Origin of the sequence: [Zimmermannella] bifida NBRC 103089 (genome assembly GCF_001570925.1) — a bacterium.
GTDB lineage: Bacteria > Actinomycetota > Actinomycetes > Actinomycetales > Microbacteriaceae > Gulosibacter > Gulosibacter bifidus.
The window spans coordinates 119,944-138,956 of the sequence record NZ_BCSP01000005.1 but is presented as its reverse complement, the minus strand read 5'-3'; the positions used below and the strand labels follow the sequence as shown (position 1 = coordinate 138,956).

At 61.4% G+C, this 19,013-nt stretch carries 9 protein-coding genes and 1 tRNA gene; 2 read left to right on the top strand and 8 right to left on the bottom strand.

Annotated features, from left to right (window positions below; translation table 11 throughout):
* Positions 1 to 152 precede the first annotated feature (152 nt).
* From ZBI01S_RS06025 to ZBI01S_RS06010, 4 genes are all read right to left on the bottom strand, one after another.
* Positions 153 to 356 carry a hypothetical protein gene (locus ZBI01S_RS06025; RefSeq protein ID WP_066057788.1) on the bottom strand — a complete coding sequence of 68 codons (204 nt, stop codon included), beginning with the start codon at positions 354 to 356 and terminating at the stop codon, positions 153 to 155.
* Between the two features lie 263 nt (positions 357 to 619).
* Positions 620 to 696 (bottom strand) — tRNA-Met (locus tag ZBI01S_RS06020).
* Between the two features lie 134 nt (positions 697 to 830).
* Positions 831 to 3,740 carry a UPF0182 family membrane protein gene (locus tag ZBI01S_RS06015; RefSeq protein WP_083524561.1) on the bottom strand — a complete coding sequence of 970 codons (2,910 nt, stop codon included), beginning with the start codon at positions 3,738 to 3,740 and terminating at the stop codon, positions 831 to 833.
* Between the two features lie 209 nt (positions 3,741 to 3,949).
* Positions 3,950 to 5,197, bottom strand: a complete 1,248-nt coding sequence (locus ZBI01S_RS06010) for a YlbL family protein (protein ID WP_066057786.1) — start codon at positions 5,195 to 5,197, stop codon at positions 3,950 to 3,952.
* Between the two features lie 188 nt (positions 5,198 to 5,385).
* Here ZBI01S_RS06010 and ZBI01S_RS06005 point away from each other — a divergent pair, with 188 nt between their 5' ends.
* Entirely contained in the window at positions 5,386 to 6,807 is a 1,422-nt protein-coding gene (locus ZBI01S_RS06005) for a zinc-dependent metalloprotease (RefSeq protein ID WP_066057783.1), read from the top strand.
* A gap of 925 nt (positions 6,808 to 7,732) precedes the next feature.
* Here the strand turns inward: ZBI01S_RS06005 and ZBI01S_RS06000 are convergent.
* Both ZBI01S_RS06000 and nudC read right to left on the bottom strand, forming a co-directional pair.
* On the bottom strand, positions 7,733 to 9,502 hold the full coding sequence (locus tag ZBI01S_RS06000; protein WP_066057780.1) for an ATP-dependent helicase: 1,770 nt from the start codon (positions 9,500 to 9,502) through the stop codon (positions 7,733 to 7,735).
* Positions 9,499 to 10,551, bottom strand: coding sequence for an NAD(+) diphosphatase (gene nudC / locus ZBI01S_RS05995; protein ID WP_245610551.1), 1,053 nt, complete (start codon positions 10,549 to 10,551; stop codon positions 9,499 to 9,501). Before nudC ends, ZBI01S_RS06000 begins: the two co-directional genes overlap by 4 nt.
* A gap of 168 nt (positions 10,552 to 10,719) precedes the next feature.
* Here nudC and ZBI01S_RS05990 point away from each other — a divergent pair, with 168 nt between their 5' ends.
* Positions 10,720 to 11,934, top strand: coding sequence for a phosphotransferase (locus tag ZBI01S_RS05990; RefSeq protein WP_066057774.1), 1,215 nt, complete (start codon positions 10,720 to 10,722; stop codon positions 11,932 to 11,934).
* Here the strand turns inward: ZBI01S_RS05990 and ZBI01S_RS05985 are convergent.
* A complete protein-coding gene (locus ZBI01S_RS05985; RefSeq protein WP_066057772.1) occupies positions 11,931 to 15,374 on the bottom strand; it encodes an ATP-dependent helicase in 3,444 nt (1,147 codons plus the stop codon). The genes ZBI01S_RS05990 and ZBI01S_RS05985 overlap by 4 nt on opposite strands.
* Positions 15,374 to 19,000, bottom strand: coding sequence for a PD-(D/E)XK nuclease family protein (locus ZBI01S_RS05980; RefSeq protein ID WP_066057769.1), 3,627 nt, complete (start codon positions 18,998 to 19,000; stop codon positions 15,374 to 15,376). Before ZBI01S_RS05980 ends, ZBI01S_RS05985 begins: the two co-directional genes overlap by 1 nt.
* Between the last annotated feature and the right edge of the window lie 13 nt (positions 19,001 to 19,013).

Genomic DNA, 19,013 nt, shown 5'->3' with positions numbered 1-19,013 from the left:
ACGACGCATCCGCGAAGGTAGCCCGGTTGCCATGCTGAACTAGATTCAGGGGCAGTCACGGAACCGCAGGCGCCGGGTGGAGTTCACTACTGTGGACTCCACCCCGCGTTTCCAGATGCCTTACGCGATTTCAGTGCGGTGAGTTGCTGGTCCTATTGTTGGCGCTCGAACGCGGCCAAGTGGTTCTCGCGGTTGTACTGCGCGTATAGCGCCGCATACACATCGTGCGCGAGCTTCTCTGCTTCGATCACGTATTGCAGCACCTTGTCGGCTTCGATCAGCGTCTCGGCTGCAGGTTTGCCTGGCGATACCGGTTGCGACCCGGATGCACCGGGTGCAGGCTGCGCCGTGCGCATGTCACAAGCACACCCAGCGCCAACACGACAGCCTAATAATCGCCGCCACCAACCCAACCGCAAGCGATACCGCCAAATTCGGCCACAACTTCACAGCACCGCCCAAGTTCCGGCCGACATCGCACAGTATCAAGCAAATGATCTGTGCAATGCAGACCACAACTCGACTTGAGCACAGGCGATACGCACACCAGGCTGACACTCTCGAGCACCCCGGAAAAGGTCTAGGCCCTGACCAAGTTTTCCCTGGTCAGGGCCTTATGTGGTTGCGGGGGCAGGATTTGAACCTACGACCTCCGGGTTATGAGCCCGGCGAGCTACCGAACTGCTCCACCCCGCGGCACAAGAGATAACGTTACCACCTGTTTACGCAGATGTCTACTCGCGTACGCTTGACCACTCCCCGCGGCCAAACGAACAGCGGGATGCGCAACCGTAGTTACGCATCCCGCTCACTGGGTTGGCCCAGCTGGCCTACTTGTCAGCTTCAGCTGCTCGCTTCAACGCATCCGTCATGCGCTTGTCCGCTTCTGCAGCCTTCACGAGGTCACCTTCTTCATAGGCCTTCGTACGCTCTTCAAGGGCCTGCGCCGCTTCATCCAGCGCCTTCTGCACCTCGGAGCCCGTGCCACCGTCAGTCGGTGCCGACGGAGCTGGCGTTGGTTTCGCCGTCTCGTCCTTGCCGCCGTCCTCTGGCAGGTCACCCGTGTCTGGCACGTCGTCGCCGGCATCCGGCACCTTGGCGTTCGGATCCTTCGGCGTCGCATCAACGTTCTCATCACCGGCCGACGCACCCGCGTCACCGGCGAAGATCTCGTCGAGTGCCGCATCCAGCGTGTCTTCGAACGCGATCTCGTCACCGAACGCCACCAACACGCGACGCAGCAGCGGGTAGCTCGTCTCACCCGTCGAGCGCACGAACACCGGCTGTACGTAGAGGAATCCGTCACCGACCGGCACGGTCAGCAGATTTCCTCGCTCCACCTTGGTCTGCCCGCGCTCGAGCAGCGCCAATTGGTTGGCGACCTTCTCGTTCGAGGTAAAGATGTTTTGCACCTGACCGGGGCCGTTAACCGAGTCATTCTTCACTCGCAGCAGCGTCAGCTTGCCGTAGTCCTCGGCAACCTTGCCCTTCTCTGCCCCAGCATTCGCATTTGCCGCCAGGTAGCCGGTCAGCACGTTACGCGTGCCGTCACCCGAAACCTTCGGAATAAACGTCGAGTACAGCGAGAACGCGGGCTCTTGCCCCGGCATCTGCATGGTCAGGTAGTACGGCTTCTGCGGTCCCTTTCCGCCACCCACCGGGTCGTTTGGCAGCTGCCAAGCGTTCGTCTGGTTGTAGTACTCGTCGGCGCTGGTGACGTGGTAGGTCGCCAGCATCTGACGCTGTACCTGGAACTGGTCTTCCGGGTATCGAACGTGGCTCAGCAGTTCGCCCGACATCTCGTCGATCGGCTTGAGCGTGTTCGGGTAAACCTTCTGCCAGGTCTGCAGAATCGGGTCTTCCGTGTCCCAGGCGTAGAGCTTGACGCTGCCGTCGTATGCACTGACGGTCGCCTTGACCGAGTTCCGCATGTAGTTGAACTCGTTAACGCCCACGAGGTCGGTACGGCCACTGCTCGCACCCTCTACCGACGTGCGCGTGGCGTACGGGTAGTTTGCCGAAGTCGTGTAGCCGTCGAGAATCCACACGAGTTCACCGTCAACGACGGATGCATACGGGTCGCTGTCGATCTGCAGGTACGGTGCTGCTGCCTGCACACGATCAACCGGGTTGCGGTTGTAGAGAATCTGCGACTCATCGTGGATCTGGTCCGAGAGCAGAATCTGCTCGGACTGGAACTTGATCGAGTAGGCGAGGCGGTTGAACCAGCTGCCCAGTGACGGGCCACCCTCACCCTTGAACGTCGTGTAGGTCTGGTTTGCGCCATCCTTACCCGAAACGTGGTCGAACTCGACCGGCTTGCTGCCCTCAGGCGCACCAACGATGGAGTATTCCGGCGAGCGCTCACCGAAGTACACCTGCGGTGCGAAGTCCTTGAGTGCACCGTCCTGCGGCATACCGGAGCCGAAGAACACTGGCTGACCGTCAGGCCCACGCTGCGAACCGTAGGCCGAAACCAGGCCATAACCGTGGGTGTACACGATCGTTCGGTTCACCCACGACTTCGAGTCGCCGCCGAGACCGTCGACATTGATCTCACGGACGGCCATGACCGCATCCTGGGTCTTGCCATCGATCTGGTAGCGATCAACGTCGAGGTCATCCGAGAAGCTGTAGTAGGCGCGCTCCTGCTCAAACTGCTTGAACGTATCGGACACGGGGTCGGGGTCGAGCAGACGAATGTTTGCCGTCGTTTCGGCGTCCTTACGCAGCTGGCCAGGCTCGGCCGTAGTGACACCCTCGTAGTCAGTCTCTTCGACCTTGTCGAGCCCATACGCGGCTCGGGTCGAGTCGATGTTGTGCTGGATGTACTCGGTTTCGAGCTGCTGTTCGTTCGGGCCAACCTGCAAGTTCTGCACGAACCACGGGTACGCGACACCGGTCACGAGCCCGACAATGAGCAGACCACCAACACCGATGAACGGCAGACGCCAGCGACCGGCCACTGCGGCGAAGACGAACAGCAATGCCACGATCACCGCGGCACCGGCCAAAATCGTCATGCCAGGGATGCGGGCGTGCACGTCGGTGTGCAGGGCACCGGTCCAGCGGCCGTTGCTGGCAGTTAGCGGGTTGTAGCGGTCGAGCCAGAACGAGGCACCCTGCGCGGCAATAAACAGCGCACCGGTCACGGCGATCTGAATGCGTGCCGACTTCGAAATCACCATTTCAGAGCCGGTGACGCGGACGCCGCCGTAGAGGTAGTTCACGCCGATGCTGAGCACAAAGCACAGCAGCGCCAGCGAGCTCAGGAACACCACGAGGCCGCGAAGGAATGGCAGCTCAAATACGTAGAACCCGATGTCGTGGCCGAATGTTGGGTCGGTGACGCCGAACGGAGTGCGGTTCAAGTAGGTCAGCACCGTCGGCCACGAGGTCGCGAGCGCGAACGCACCATACATACCGAACAGCAGTGGCACGCCGATGAAGACGAGTCGGCGCATCGGCTCGAGCATGCGCTGGTATTCGTTGAGTTGCTGCGAGAGCTTGGCGTAGGTCGGACGGTTGCGGTACGCCAGCCAAATCATCAAGAACGCCGGCACCGCGATCGCGAGCAGTCCGACAGCGAACATGCTGCCGGTGGCGATCCAACGGGTGAACAGCACGCTCGAGTAACCGAGCTGGTCGAACCACAGAATGTCGGTGTACACCCCGGCAAACCAGAAGAACGCCGCGATCAGTACACCCACAACAGCGAGAGTGATGATCAGCGGCATCATCGGGCGCGCCGTTTGGCCTCCCGTGGCGGCTTGCGGGCGGGAGTTTGGAGTAGTTGAGCTCACTAGGACCCTGTCATCGGAGTTTCAATACTTGGTACTACGGGCTCGAGCGTCGTTCGTGAACCCGCCGTATGTTGCGACCATGGTACCCAAGACCGCATGGCGAGCGCGTGCTCCGACAGTGCTAGTTGTGGGCAGCCTCGCGACGGCTATTCCTGCGGAATGCCCGCATCCACCGCTTGTTTACACGTGCGCACGCCAGTCTCGCTGTCCTCGCCCAGTGACTTGACGGTCTGCAACGCTTCGTCGAGATCGCGGATGGCGTACACGGGAATGTCCGTCGGTGCCCCACTACCGATCGCCTCGGCACAGTTACTTTCGGGAACGAGGAAGTAATCCGCCCCAACTTCGACCGCGGCGTGGAACTTCTGGCGCACCCCTCCGATGCCGCCAACCTCACCGTCGGGCGTGATGGTGCCGGTGGCAGCAACGTTCTTGCCCTTCGTGAGGTTGTCGGGTGTCATCAGGTCATAAATCGACAGCGCGAAGGCAAGGCCAGCTGAGGGGCCGCCTACTTCACCAAGTTCAATATTGATGTCGACCGGAAACTTCAACGAATACTGCAGGGTGATGCCGAGCATGGGCCGCTGTCCTTCGCTGGTTTCCATGAGCGTTGGCGTGATGGTTTCGCGCTGTCGCTTGCCGTCGCGCTCAAACTCCACGACGGTCGGCTTGGCTTCGAGATGGAACTTGCCGGGCGTCTCCATCGTGGCAACCTGCTCGTCACCGACGGCGATGATTTTGTCACCCGGCTGCAGGATCCCCTTCGCCGCGCTCGAGTCGAGTACCTCGCCCACAACGATCTCTTCTTCGATGTCGTAGCCGAGTTCACTCAGCGCGGCAGCAATCGCCGTGTCCTGCGCTTCCAGCATCATCTGCGTGGTGCGCTGGTTTCGCTGCTCGGTCGTCACACCTTCCGGATAGTACAGTTCCACCGGTTTCACGTCGCGGCTCGGGTCCAACCACGCCGACATCACTTCGAACCATCGCGGCTGCGATTCCGGGTTGCCGGCAACGTTCACCGTCATGACAAAAATCTGACCCGCATCCGGCTCATATTCTTCGGCGCCCGAAATCGAGATGACGTCCTGCTCGTGTTCTTGGCCGTCGACGGTGATTTTCGCGTTGCCGACCGCGTTGAAGGCGGGACCTGGCGAACTGATCACATAGGGCGCTGGCAAAAACGCAAAGAACGCGAACATGAGCACACCGAGCGTGAGCATCCATTTGCCGGCGCGTTCCTTATCAAATGCAGCTCGCCATCCGCCCTTGTCGCGCGTTTGTGACGCCGCAGCCTGTTCGGCCTGCGCGGTCTGCTCGGCGTGCGCGTCGTGGTCGACGCCAGCTTCGGTGTGTCCGGTGGCGTTAGCTGGGCTCGATGCGTCGTCGACGTGCATGTGGTCTTTCGTCAGGTTTCCGAGTGGATGCGCGCAAGCGGATGCTGCGTTCGCTGCAGTGCGAGTGTAGTCGCGTCACGATCGGGCAGACCACTGACGCTTCGCTGTGAGTGAACCAAGGCCCGGATTCCGGCAACCGCTGAGTGACTGTCGATACTGTAAGACCACGCGCTGAGAGGAGTTCCACCATGGCCGAGCGCAATAACGCCGACAACGACAACTCGCCCGAAGACGAGCTGCGTCGCCTCATTGAGCAGATGCTTCGTGGCGGCGGTACCGGCGGCACGATTAACCCCGATCAATTGGCGGGTGTAGCGGGACTCCCTGGCGATGCGGCAGCGCTCGCGAAGATGCTGCAGCAATTGCAGCAGTCGCTCATGGCTCCCTCGGATGAATTCAATTGGGAAATCGTGCGGGATTCGGGTCGTTCGGCGGCCACGCCAAACGAAGAAATTCCGCAGGAGCTCGCTGACGAGTACGCCCGGGCGTTCACGCTTGCGGAGATGTGGCTCGGCGAGGTCACCGGCGAAACCCTGAACAGCGTCGGCGTGACGCCAACGACGATCACCCGTTATGAGTGGCTGAATCAATCGCTCGACGGTTGGGCCGAGGTGAGCGAGCCGGTTGCCACGAGCATCTCGAACGCATTGATGACGATGCTCACCGAGAATGTACCCGAAGAATTCCGCATGGCCATTGGCCAGCAGGGGCAGATGTTGCGTTCGGTTGGACACTCGATGTTCGCGATGCAGCTCGGTCAGGTACTCGGTCAGCTCGCGAAGGAAGTGCTTTCTGGCGGCGACATCGGCATGCCCGTGCTGCCTCCGGGCAAGGCATCGCTGGTACCGCAGAATCTGGATACCTGGTCGAAAGACCTCGAGAACGACCGCAACGAAGTCCTGCTGTTCTTCGCCGTTCGCGAGCTCGCCTATGCGCAGCTCTTCGAACATGCGCGTTGGCTGCGACTACACCTGGTCTCGTCGATCACCGAGTTCGCTCGCGGCATCAACATTGACGTCGATCAGGTCGAAGGCCTGGTGCGTGAGATCGATATGAACTCCCCCGAAGATCTCAAGTCGGTGCTGAAGTCCGGCAAGCTCATCCCGCCGCGCACCCCCGAACAGGAACTCGCGCTGGCACGTCTCGAAACCGTGCTCGCGCTCATTGAAGGCTGGGTTGACGTGGTCACCGAAGCGGCAACGTTCCGTTTGCCCAACGCGGGGGCGCTTGCCGAAATGGTGCGCCGTCGTCGCGCCACCGGCTCGCCTGCCGAGCACGCGTTCGGCTCACTTGTTGGTTTGGAGATCCGTCCTCGTCGTCAGCGAGATGCCGCGAACATGTGGCGTTTGGTGAGCGACAAGCTCGGTAACGCAGCCCGCGACCAGCTCTGGGAACACCGTGATGCGGTTCCCACCTCGGACGACATCGACGACCCGTTCGCGCTGCTCGAGCGCCTTTCGGGCGGCGGCAGCGATGCCAAGGACGAACTCGATAGCGACCTTGAGCGATTGTTGGGCGACCCATCGTCGTTTGGTGACGCCCCGGCCGGCGGCGACACCGCGCCCGGTGATTCGACCGGTCGGGATGGTTCGACTCCCCCGACGGCCTAGTCTCATTTGGTCTAGCGCGAGACCAGCTGCCGTAGTGCGCTGCGGCAAGAAACTGACCGCACGCATCCGCGGTGTCGTTCGCCGGTGTGCGCCCGACCTGTGGACAAGTCACCACCGGTGTTAACGCCAATCTGCACAATGCCTGGCATGCGCTACCAGTTACACCATGACGTTGCGATCACGTGGGTCAGCGGTACGCACTTACGTGTCGGTACCGCACTAGATGCGGTCATTGTTCCCGATTCGCAACTCACGCATGACCTGATCGACCTGCTGCGCCAGACCGCCGAGCTGCAACTACTTCAAGGGACCGTGCGCGCAAGTACCGAGTCTGCGCTCGAGGGGAACCGCATCCTGAACCTGCTGTTGACGCAGTGCGAGCCCATCACCGGTGGCGCGTCACGGTTGCGGGTCGTTGTGCGGGCACCGGCATCGGCGGATGCATTTACCCAGTTAGTTGCGTCGGAGATCGCCAGACGCGGGGTCACCGTGCGGGTGGGTGGCGCAGATGTGGCAGTGCCGGACTCGACCGATCTGGTGGTGGATATTGGTGATCGAGTCGTCGCACCAACTCGATACTTGCCGTTGATGTCGCGTGATGTGCCGCATCTGCTGATGATTCGGGATGTGCGCGCGGTGGTGATTGGCCCGCTGGTTGTGCCCGGGCTATCGCCCTGCATCCGGTGCAGTGACCTTGAGCGACTCGATCACGAACCCGGCTGGCTGGTCACCGCGACGCAGCTACTCGACCTGCCGCCGCCATCCGTGCCACTCGACGTGGAGCTCATAGCTGCGCTCGAATGCGGTATGGCGGTGGATGCGCTTGCGCGATCGTCGCCCCGCGAGTCCATCACCAGCCGCGCACCGAGTTCGGCACCCGACACGACGGAACCGACAACACACTGGTACGCGGGACGACGCGAGATTATTCAGCCGGGTCGGCGCGATTCGTTGCAGTTGGCGTTTCATGCCGGATGCGGTTGCCGAATTCCGGCAGAAACCGCGACGGTGCACCAGATTGTCGCGCCGACGAGCAGCGAAGGTGTGCTCGTGCGCGGGTAACGGCAACGTACAACAACCGTCGTTCCTCGCCAATTAGCGTTTCGGAATCGGCCTGCACCACCGGCATCCGCCCTTCACTGAGCCCGGCGACGAACACCCGGTCCCATTCCAGACCCTTGGCCGCGTGCATCGTCGAGAGCGTCACGGCTTCAATCTGCGGTTCGTGCTGCTGCTGTGCCCGACGCTGCATATCGCGGGCAAACTGCGCCAGAGTGGTGCCGGCTGGTTGGTCATCTGCCAGCCGCATGATCGCGTCCATGGCGTTCCAAGCTTCGCGTACCGGGCCCTGTTCCTTTGGCGGTTCTTGCGTCCAGCCGCGCGATCGAAGAACGTCACTTACGCGCTGAAACAGCGGACCGTGGTCTTGTCCCGCAACCACGGCGGCATGGAGACCGGCGATGATCTGACGAACTTCGGGCCGCTGAAAGAACGGCTTGCCGGTGGGCACACGGAATGGCACACCGAGGCGTTGAAGTTCTTGTTCGATTACCGCGGTCTGCGCATTCGTACGCACGAGCACGGCGATGGTCGATGGCCGTTCACCGTTGCCGATCGCTTCGCGAATGCGGGATGCGATATCTGCGGCTTCGTCGATGTCACGCGAGAACTCCGTGTAGGTCGGCCGCGGCGCATGGTTCGTGGCCTGATCGCCCTGGCGTTCCAGTTGCAGGGCGTGTGGAATCTGCGTTGCCAGCGCGTTAGCGGCGGCGATGATCGGCAGTGAGGATCGGTAGGAACCGGTGATCGCGATTTCGCGAGCTTCGGGAAACTCGCGTTGAAAGTCGGTAAGGAACGACGCGCGAGCGCCGGCGAACGAGTAAATCGTCTGGGCAGGGTCACCGACCACGCACAGTTCGCGGCGCTTCCCCATCCACAGCCGCAGGAGCTTGTGCTGCAGCGGCGAAATGTCCTGATACTCGTCAACCACAAAGAACCGGTACTGCTCACGGATTTGGCCCGCAATCCAGGGTTCGACCTCGATCATGCCGGCAGTGGCCAACAGAATGTCTTCGAAGTCGAGCTGACGACGCTCATCTTTGACCCGCTCGTATGCCTGTACCAATGCGCTCGTTTGCGCCAGGCTCAGTCCCGTAGGAATGTGCCGCTCACCACTGCGCAGCGCTTGCTCGTACGTTTCGAAGTCAAGCTCGCTGATCTTGCGCCATTCAATTTCCTCGGCAATTGCGCGCACCTGGGCGGGCTGGATTCGGCTACCAATTCGCTCGCCAGCCTCGGCAACAATTGCCGATTTTGCAGACACGATGTTCGGCATCGAATCGCCAATCACCTGCGGCCAGAAGTAACCGAGCTGGCGCAGTGCCGCAGCGTGGAACGTGCGCGCTTGTACGCCTTCGATACCGAGCTGCTGCAAGCGACCACGAAGCTGGCCTGCCGCGCGGGTTGTGAAGGTCAAGGCCAGCACGCGGTCGGGTGCGTAAGCCCCGGTCTGCACACCGTAGGCGATGCGCCGGGTGATCGTGTGGGTCTTGCCGGTACCGGGACCCGCAAGGATGCAAACTGGGCCAACGAGTGCCATGGCAGCTTCCCGCTGCTGCGGGTTGAGATCGGCGAGCAGGCTCGCGCCGGGCGACGAAGCTCTCGGCAAGTCGGGTGCGATATCGGGTTGGTTCATCGTTGGGCCGCCGATGCATTTCCGGGCCGGTCTGATTCGTGTGTTACCTGTAGCGGCCCGCCAAACCATTCCTCGATAATGACGCGAGCTATGGCGACTTCGTCAGGCAGCAGGTCGACAACGTCACGGATGTCGTTGCGGTCAAACCATCGAACTTCGATGATTTCTTCGCCGTCGGCACGCACGGATTCCGGGTCTTGGTCGGGCGCGAGTTCGGCCAGATACGCCACCATGAGGCTCGCGGGGAACGGCCAGGGCTGTGATCCGAGATAACGCAGGTTGGTAATGCGGGCGCCGGCTTCTTCCCAAACCTCGCGGGCTGCTGCCGCTTCCAGCGACTCCCCCGGCTCCACAAATCCAGCGAATGCGGAGTACCGCTTGGGCTGCCAGCGTGCGTTCGCGCCGAGCAGGATGCGACCGTCACGGTCGACGACGCCAACGATGACCGCTGGGTCGGTGCGCGGAAACGTCACCGCATCCGAGTCGCGACTTCGCAACACCCAGCCATTGCGCTCGGCACGCACTGGCGCGCCGTCGGCCGGCGAATGCCGGTGGTGTTGGTGAAAGTTCGTCATGGCGACAGCCTGGCTCAGCAGCCCGACATCGCGATCGCTGAGCTTGGCCGCAATCGTTCGCAGACTCTGCCACCGGGATGCATCCGGTTCGATTTCTTGCGCCGTTACGTCGTCGACCGTAACCGCGAAGACGTCGATGTGCTGACCGCCAGCTACAGCTGCATTGGTCACTTCGCCGGCGTATTCGTTGTCGAGGATCGTGCCGAGGTAGATCGGTGGCAGCATTCGTGCCGTGTTGTGGTCAGCCGTGCGCAGGTCGAGTGCCACAGTGCGGCAGGTATCTTGCTGCCCGTCGCGCGCGACCGCAGCCCGCTCTGGCAGGCACAGCGCGCGAAGATTATTGAGATACAGGACTCGTTGACGGCTGCTGCCCACGGCGAACTCGACGGTGCGCCGCCGGGCATCGTTCCGGTCGTGTGCCGTTCGCGCCAGTGCGAGGCGCTGCCTGAAGTCCTGCATCCCGTTGTCATTCATGTTGGTCACCAGTCTAGATTTCGGCAGCCGCTGGCACCTGCACGCCGGTGTGCCCGCATGCCCGACCGTTGTCCAGTTTCGAGCGCACAGTCTGCGCATTTGTGGACTACCCGTCGGGATGCGTGTGGCGCCATGATTCTGGGCAACATTCGCCGTAGGCTAGCCCGCATGAGTGGTCTTTGCTTTGAACTTGCCGGTCTCGCGACCGCGGCAGTGCCGGATCTGCGAATTAGCGGCGCTGCCGAATGGACTACCGATTCTGGCGGAAACTACGACTCGGCGGTTGTGCGCACCGAAGATGGTGTCACGCTGTTGGTTCGCCGCGCCGTAACCGAGGACGCCGAGAACGAGCTTGTTGCTCGTAGCCGGGCCCTGGCGGTCATGACGCAGGGTATTCGTGCGCGACTCGCGTTCGCGGTACCGCACGAGTTCGGTGTGCTGCGTGACCGCGCCGGAAGCGTCGGCGTCTACGGGTTCATTCCGGGCACGACCCTGGACCGCGTGCAGCTTGATTTCGATTCGATGATCGTGCCTGATCTTGGCCGTGCGCTTGCGGCTATTCACGCGCTGCCTCGCCAGTTTGTTGCCGCGGCTGGTCTACCCGAGCGCACCGCGAGCCAGTCGCGCCAACAGGTGGAGCAGCTCTTGGATCGTGCCGACACGACGAACCGATTGCCAGCGGCATTGGCTGATCGTTGGGGCGCGGCGATTGATGACCCGCAGCTTTGGGATTTTGTGCCGTCGGTCATTCACGGCTCGCTCGAGCGCTACTCGTTTGTAACGAACGGCGCCGGTATCACGGGTGTCTTGGGCTGGAGCGACTTGCAGATCGGCGACCCGGCTCTGGACATGCGCTGGATCCACACGCTTGACGGTGCGGTCGTTCGCGCGTTGCTCGATGAGTACACAGATGCCCGCGGGGCTTCGGTCGATCGACAGATTCGCCAGCGTTCGTTGCTGTATGCCGAGCTCGAGCTTGCTCGTTGGCTGATTCACGGCGTCACCACGCAAGATCCGGCAATTATTGCGGATGCGGAGCAGCTGCTCGATGGTTTGGTCACGCGGGTGCGCGCCCTCGACGAGTCCACGATCCGTCACGAGACGTTGCCGGTACTCGACCTCGAACAAGTCCAGGCGCTGCTTGCCGACGCGGGCACCCGGGCCCGCACTGGCTTGCCCTCACGACCAATGCACTCCGACATGGAGGCCCCGGAAGACCTGGGCGACGACCTGACTGACGCGGAACGCGCTGCCATCAATGCTGCCGCTGACGCATCCGATGCTGATGAAAACGACGCTTCTGATACCGAGCTGTCGGCGTCCGACGCCGAACGGGTCGACGATGCCACCGCATCCTTCGACCCGCTCGGCGACCGTAACTAGTTCTGGGCCTGCTCCGACCGCGCTGACGAAGCTGCTGCGTCTCGGAGCTGTTGCTCAGCCTCGTGCAAGCGCCTTTCGAGTCGTTCGAGTGACTCAATGCGATCGATGCTGATTTCTCGATCATCGGCGACGTAGTAGAGCGTCGCGCGGATGCGTTCGATCGGCACCTCGTAGCCCGCCGCGTAGGCGTGGGCGTAACACATGAGCTGCAGCTCGCGCTGTTCAATTTCTTTGGGGGTCGTCGGTGCACGACCGGTTTTCCAGTCCACAATCTCGATGGTGCCGTCTTCGAATTCGTAGACGGCGTCGATCTTGCCGACGAGTGCGAAGTCGCCAAGCGGCATGTGGATCGGCAGCTCAACGGCCTTGGGTGTGTTGCCCTGCACTGCAAACCGGCTGGCGAGGAACGTTGCTTGCAGCGACGCGAGTTTTTCTCGTTCGGCTTCGCTGGCGAGCTGCAGCGAAGCTTCGACACGGTCTTCGTCGAGGGTTTCGCCTTCTGCAAAGAGCGCACCGCCGACAACTGCGTCGCCGTAGAGCGACTCGACCCAGTTGTGAAAGAGGTTTCCGAGCAACGTGGCGGCGAACGGTCGCTGCGGTATTGGCCGCGCGAGCTGTTTGGCAACACCAACCGGATCGGTCACGATATCGCTCAGTTTGGATGCACCGAATCGTTCGGGCAGTGCCAGGACCGGGCCACTCGTATCGTCACGCTCGGCCAGCAAGAGGTCGACCAACCCGGCCAATGCGCCGGTGGCACCACCCGACGTGGTGGGTGTTGCCGATGCGTCCATGGCCTCGCGCACTTCGGTTGCGAGCGACAGTACCTGCGCTCGCTTTTGCTCGCCCATCGGCAGACGCGGCCAGGTGTCGGTCGTTTGACGAACGGTTTCATTACCTTTCACCACGCGGTAAAGCTGGTCAACAAGTGCGTCGCCCGAGTGATCTCGTTTCGCCGCCTGCCAAAGGTGCTCGGCCATGACGTGCATTGGTTCACCGTGTTCATCACACAGCTGACCGTCTTGTTGCACGGCTGTCATGTCGGTGCCAGCGAGGACCGGCACCTTCGGCTGCAGTTCAAACCAGAACTCCGAGGGAAGACTGACGGTCGTAGTTTGGCGACGAGTTGCCGCAGCGGTGATGAGCAGGTCTTCGCGAGCACGAGTCATCGCGACGTACGTTAGCCGTCGGGCTTCATGAAGCTTGTGCTGCAGGTTCTGAACAATGAATGTGTCCGACAATTCGACATCATCCAAGATATCGAGTGCTTTACCGCCGTGTACCTGCTGCTGGACGTCCTTCTTCGTTGCACATTCGGTCAGGTCTAAGGACGGCAGACTTTCGTGGTCGGCCCGTAGCGGGTACGGCAACGCCGACTTTGACAGCCACCGCCGAGCACCGTTGTAATTCGGCAGCGTTCCTTGGAGGAACCCGGGGATCGCGACCGCATCCCATTCGAGTCCCTTCGCCGCGTGAATGGTCATGAGCTGTACGACGCCGTGTTCCGGAGTCACTTCAACGACTTCTTCTAGCTCGTTCTGCTGTTCGGCAACATCGAGCCAGTCAAGAAACTCATTGAAGTCAGCGCCTGGCGCCGACATCGTGAACTGACTGACCGCGTCAACGAATGCGTCGAGGTTGGCATCGGCCATGGCCAGGCTGGGGTTCGCAATCGCTTCCAAGCGCACTCCGGATGCCGTGATGCAGAAGTCGACCACCTGCGGCAGCGGCAGTTGCAGCCGCTGCCGGATCTGGTGCAGGAGTTCCGCTGCGGCGACCATGCGTTCGCGTCCGGTCTCGCTTACCTGCACGTTCGCGTTCGGATGCGTGCGCAAGTACTCAAGCGCTTCCGCGAGCGAAGCGTTGCTATCGATGGCGCCCGGGTCGAGTTCTTCGCGTGAGCGAGCGTCATCATCAAGGACCGAATAGCCACGCGGGTCTTGTCGGTGAAGCTGTGTTGCCAGTCGGTTCAGACCGACAACATCTGCCAAGCCGATTGCATACTGAGCGCCGGTAAGGATGCGGATGAGTTCGTTGCCCGCGTACGGATTTGCGGCCGCACGGATCAAGCAGGTGATGTGGGTGATTTCTGGAGTTTCGAGCAGCCCGCCGCGTCCGACTCGGTTGAACGGGATCCCCTTAGCGGCGAGCGCTTCGGCAATGGGCGTGATCTGCCGGTGGCTGCGCACGAGAACGGCCGCGGTGCGGTTCGGATCGCAATTCAGCTGTGACCGCATCCAATTCGCCACCGACTCGGCTTCGTCTTCGTCGCGCGCGAAGAACTGCAACTCAACAGATCCTTGGCCTGCGCCCGGCTTCGCCTCGAGCGGCTTGGCGTACAGATCCGCAGATTCCGGCAGTTTTCCAGCGATGATGTTCGCGGCTTCGAGCACTTGTCGGTCGTTTCGGAATGATGTCGACAGACTCAGTGGAGTTTGGGCGCTGTTGCCGAAATCTCGATAGAACTTCGACATGTTCTCGCTGCTGGCCCCACGCCAGCCGTAGATCGATTGCTTCGGGTCACCAACGGCGACGACCCCTCGACCTCGGAAAATCTCGGAGAGCATTTTGACCTGCGATACCGAGGTGTCCTGGTACTCGTCAAAAATAATGAGCTTGAATCGATCGCAGAGTTCTTGTGCGACCGCCGGTTCATTGGCAATGACTTGGCGAGCGAGCACCACTTGGTCGGCAAACTCGATCAGACCGCGTTCGCGTTTAACGCGCTGGTATGACTCAGCAAGCTGCGCATGGATGTTCAACTCGTCAAGTTGCCAAATGAGATTGTCTTCGGAGTTCTGATCGAGTTTGTCCCCGCCGGTTGCGGTTGCAAGCTGTTGCCGCAGCTGCTCACCATAGGCACGGATATCTGCAGCGCTGACTTGGTTGTCACGCATCTCGTTCGCCAACTTGAGCGAGTCCTTGACCAGCGTTGCCACGCTCGGGCTTTCAAGCATCTCGAGTTCAGGAATCCTCGAGTCAAGGACGACCTCACGCATCAGCGAAATTGCCGCGGGTGCATCAAGCAATTGCGCGTCGGGCTCATAGCCAATGAGCAACGCATTCTGTCGATACAGCGTGTCGGCAAACGAGTTGTAGGTGCTGACCTCGGGTAGGTCGAATTCGTCGATGTCGGCGAGACCGGCCTTACGCAACCGGTCCAATCCGGCATACAGGCGCTCCCGCAATTCCCCCGTGGCCTTTCGGGTAAACGTGAGTCCGATGATCTCGCTCGGCGCGACGCGACCGTTAGCGACCTGCCAAAGCACTCGATTCATCATGGTCTGGGTCTTACCGCTACCCGCACCAGCGGTTACCAACAATGGTGTTAGCGGAGCTTCAATGATGGCTTCTTGTTCGGCTGTGGGTGGGTAGAACTTGTTGCCGGGACCGGCGAGCGCCTGTGCAATCTGTTCGTGGGTGACGGTGACGTTGGTCATTAGTCGCAAACCTCGGCAATCGTGTGGAGTCGGCAGCTGTGGGTGAAACCACCGTGTGATTCCTTGGCACAGTGATGTTCGACGTCTCGTTGAAAGGCAGGCGGATTTGCAAGGTTTGGCAGCTCACCGGTGGATTTTGCTGCCTGGTGCGGCGATTCAAATTCGCCGTGTTCTTGCGGTGGTGGCACGTCCTGCAGGTTGATGCCCACTCGGGCGAACGCTAACCGGGTGAACTCCGTCACAATCTCGGCCAGCTGCGAATCATCAAATTTCTTCTGCACCGTTTCTTTCCAGGACTTCTGTTTTGCGCCCTTTCCGTTAGTGATTCGCGGGTACACCAATGCGGCTGAGGCAAATGCGGTGTTGGCCGGTACATCGGCAATGTCGCCACGCACACAGGCGAGTTGATAGGACTGCAACTGTGCGTTGTCATTCGCTTTCGTGTCGGCCTGCTTGCTCGTCTTGAAGTCAACGATGCGCACGCCGTCTTGGGTCAATTCGGTGCGGTCGATCTTGCCTCGCATTCGAACCTCGACGTCAACAAGTTCGCCTGACTTGTCGATGGCAGACACCGTGTGCGGCGACACAAACGACTGCTCGTGCCCAATGGCGTCGCCCGCCTCCTTCAGGTAGTCCCATAAACCGGTGACCAGTGTGCGCACGGTCGTTCGGTTAACCTCGCGCATCCACTCCGCCTGGACCGGATACGCATCAACTCGAGCGAGGGCTTCATTAAGCATCGACTCGTGACTCGGATAGTCGTCTTCGTGCTCGGCCAAGTCGTGAATCATGGTCCCGAGCCACTGTGCTTCTGTCGCCATGCTGGATGCGTGTTGGTCGAGGAATGCTTCGACCGGGCAGTCTCGAAGCTTGCCAATTGCCGACGGCGATAGCGAAAGTGTCGCCTGACCGTCACGCACCTCGACCAGCGGAGCCGTCGTACTCATCTCCCGAATGCCAAACCAGGTCTTTGGGTCGGCAGCTGGAACGTCGGCGTGAGCGAGCTGCGCCAGCGCTTGAATGGCCTCTTCGTGATTAATGAGTTGTTTGGACGCAAGTAAGCGCTCGTGAATCAGTACTCGACGCAGGTAGGCAGCAAGGCCATCGAGGTCGAGTCGTCGAGCTCGCTGTCGCTGCGTTGCGCCTTGCTCATCGTCTACCGCAGATTCGTGTTCCGTTCGAACAGCATCGATCGTTGCTAGCGCCGCGAAAGGCGCAGCAATGTCATCCGGCACCGATGCCAGCGGCATCCGTTGCCAGAGCGACGAGGGTTGTTGGTCGGCGCTCGCAACTGCCGTGACGAGCAGTTGCTGTTGGGCTCGAGACACGGCCGAGACCAACATTCTTGTCTCATCGAACAAGACGGCCTTGCGTCGGTCAACTAACGAGATGGCCGTCGAATTGTCCCGTGCCTCAGCCAAGCGGGTCGCGCCCAAGAGCGAGTCACGCAGGCGCAGATTTGGCCAGACACCGTCGGTGACCCCGGCCACGACGACGACCGGCCACTGCTGCCCGGCACTGCCCGCGGGTGTGGTCAGGGTGACCGCGTCGGGACAACTGCGCGCGATCAGCGTGTCTTCTTGCACGCCTCCGGCCTGCCATCGTGCAATAAACGACTCCAGTGCCGTGCCAGGTTCACGTTCGACAAGGCGTTTTGCACGTTCAAAAAGCGTGACAACTGCATCGAGTCGACGGTTCAACTCGGATGCACCCGGCTCATTCGAGAGCGCGATCTCCTGCCAGCGTTCGGCGCGTTTTTCGTCGGCCCAAGCTTCAAAGAGCACGGAATCAATCGGTTCCTGCCGCACGAAGCGGGTCTGCATCCGTGATAGTGCGTCCACGAGCGAACGCAGCTTGGCGATCGTGTCGGGCCAGACAGATCCGCGACGATTCGCGTCAATGATCGCTTGCAGTGTCAGTGTGCTGGTTTGCGGAGTGCGCTGGCCGATTTCCGTTGCAATTGCTCGGGCAAGCACGGCGGCTCCAGACGAATGTGATCGAGCGCCTGCAGCATCGGCAACGTCTCGAAGCGATTCCGCGTCGGTTCCGCTTTGCGATTGCGGAGTCTGCGTTGCGTCCGTCGTGCGAAGGCGCAATTCGTCGTGCGCGAAGTAGGCCAGGCGTCGAAGCGCGCGCATCTGCAGGGGATCAATGCCAACAAGTGGCGATTGCAAGACGGATTCGAGCATCGGCGCAGCAATCTCATTGCTGGCGATCATCGTGCCCATATTGAGAATCGCCCGTACCGTAGCGTCGTTCGCCGGATCGTTCGGTGTCGACTGTGTCACCGGAACTCCGTCGCGTTCGAGCACTCGCGCGAGTGCAGGCAGTGCCCCGCCGCTACGGGCAATCACGGCCATGTCGCGCCACGCGATGCCGTTCATCAAGTGGTTCCAACGCAGGTACTGCACGATTTGGGCTGCTTCGTCGACGTCTGAGTCGCCCAAAACCGTGAACGCGCCGGCGACATCAGCGGTCGTGGCTGCTGCGGTTGGTGACGGGGCCGACGCGGCATTTGCCTGACGCTGTTCACCAGCACCGGCCGCACCAAGTCCATTCGTTAGCGCACGAACAACGTCTCGAATCGACTGCGGGTGCCGGTACACGGTGTGCAAGACGTGCTGCGATACCACTCGTCCGGTTGCCGCGTCGGTCCATCCCGACGCGAACGTGGCTTCGCCACCGTGGAAGGCTCCGGTCGCCGCATCGGGGTCACCGAATGTGACCAATCGCGCTCCCCGTGCGTGGAGTGCCAGCATGAGCGCACGTGCCGAAGCCGTGAGTTCTTGCGCGTCATCAACCACGATGAGTGCGAGATCGTCATAGAGCCGTTCTGTGCCCGGTACACGGCTGGCCAGCACTCGCGCGGCATCGCGAGCCGCCATCGGCGTGTCGAGGACGCCCTCGTAACCGGACTCGAGCACATCAAAGTACCGATCGGCAAAGTCCGCGGCTTCCGGCCAGTGAATGCGGAAACGGTTCTTCGCGAGCCAATCAGGATCCGTGTCGTCGGCGGTACCGAGCTCCCGTAGCTGCCTCGGGGTAACTCCCTGTTCAACCATTGCGGCCAGGAGCGCGCGCACCTCGTCTCGGAACCCGTTCAATCGCAGGGTTTCGGGATCAATTGCGCCCCAACGCCAAACACCGTGCGTTTCATAATCAACAACATCGCCTTCGAGCAGGTCCCGCAAGATGGCGTCTTGTTGCGCACCGGTCAGCAAGCGGGGTTCGCGTGCCCCCGTACGGATGCTGTCTTCGGCAAGGATTTCCATGGCAATCGACGGCAGCGTGCGCCCGAGTCGTTGACCGCGCACCGCACGATTGAGTCGTGCTTGCAAGCGGTCGCGAAGCATCGCGGCCGTGCGACGGTTTGCACCAATAGCAAGGATGCGTTCGGGGTCAGTCCCCCGCTGCTCAACTTCGGCAGCGACCAGCTCGATCAGCGTCGTGGTGCGGCCACTACCCGGCGCGCCGAGCACCGCGAGCGACGAGGTCGCCGAAGCATCGACAACTGCCTGCTGTGATGCATCCAGAACGATCGCGCCAGGCAGTGAATGAGTCGCTGGCGTTGCGTGCGACGTCGCCTGCGACGCGGCTGCGCCTGATGTTGTTGAGTCCGGTGCCATCGTGCTGCCCTTC

Bases quoted from the DNA above. Each gene is read 5' to 3' on its own strand.
- ZBI01S_RS06010 (WP_066057786.1), bottom strand. From the start codon at position 5,197: ATGCACGTCGACGACGCATCGAGCCCAGCTAACGCCACCGGACACACC.
- ZBI01S_RS06000 (WP_066057780.1), bottom strand. From the start codon at position 9,502: ATGAACCAACCCGATATCGCACCCGACTTGCCGAGAGCTTCGTCGCCC.
- ZBI01S_RS05985 (WP_066057772.1), bottom strand. From the start codon at position 15,374: ATGACCAACGTCACCGTCACCCACGAACAGATTGCACAGGCGCTCGCC.
- ZBI01S_RS06015 (WP_083524561.1), bottom strand. From the start codon at position 3,740: ATGATGCCGCTGATCATCACTCTCGCTGTTGTGGGTGTACTGATCGCG.
- ZBI01S_RS06005 (WP_066057783.1), top strand. From the start codon at position 5,386: ATGGCCGAGCGCAATAACGCCGACAACGACAACTCGCCCGAAGACGAG.
- ZBI01S_RS05980 (WP_066057769.1), bottom strand. From the start codon at position 19,000: ATGGCACCGGACTCAACAACATCAGGCGCAGCCGCGTCGCAGGCGACG.
- ZBI01S_RS06025 (WP_066057788.1), bottom strand. From the start codon at position 356: ATGCGCACGGCGCAGCCTGCACCCGGTGCATCCGGGTCGCAACCGGTA.
- ZBI01S_RS05990 (WP_066057774.1), top strand. From the start codon at position 10,720: ATGAGTGGTCTTTGCTTTGAACTTGCCGGTCTCGCGACCGCGGCAGTG.
- nudC (WP_245610551.1), bottom strand. From the start codon at position 10,551: ATGAATGACAACGGGATGCAGGACTTCAGGCAGCGCCTCGCACTGGCG.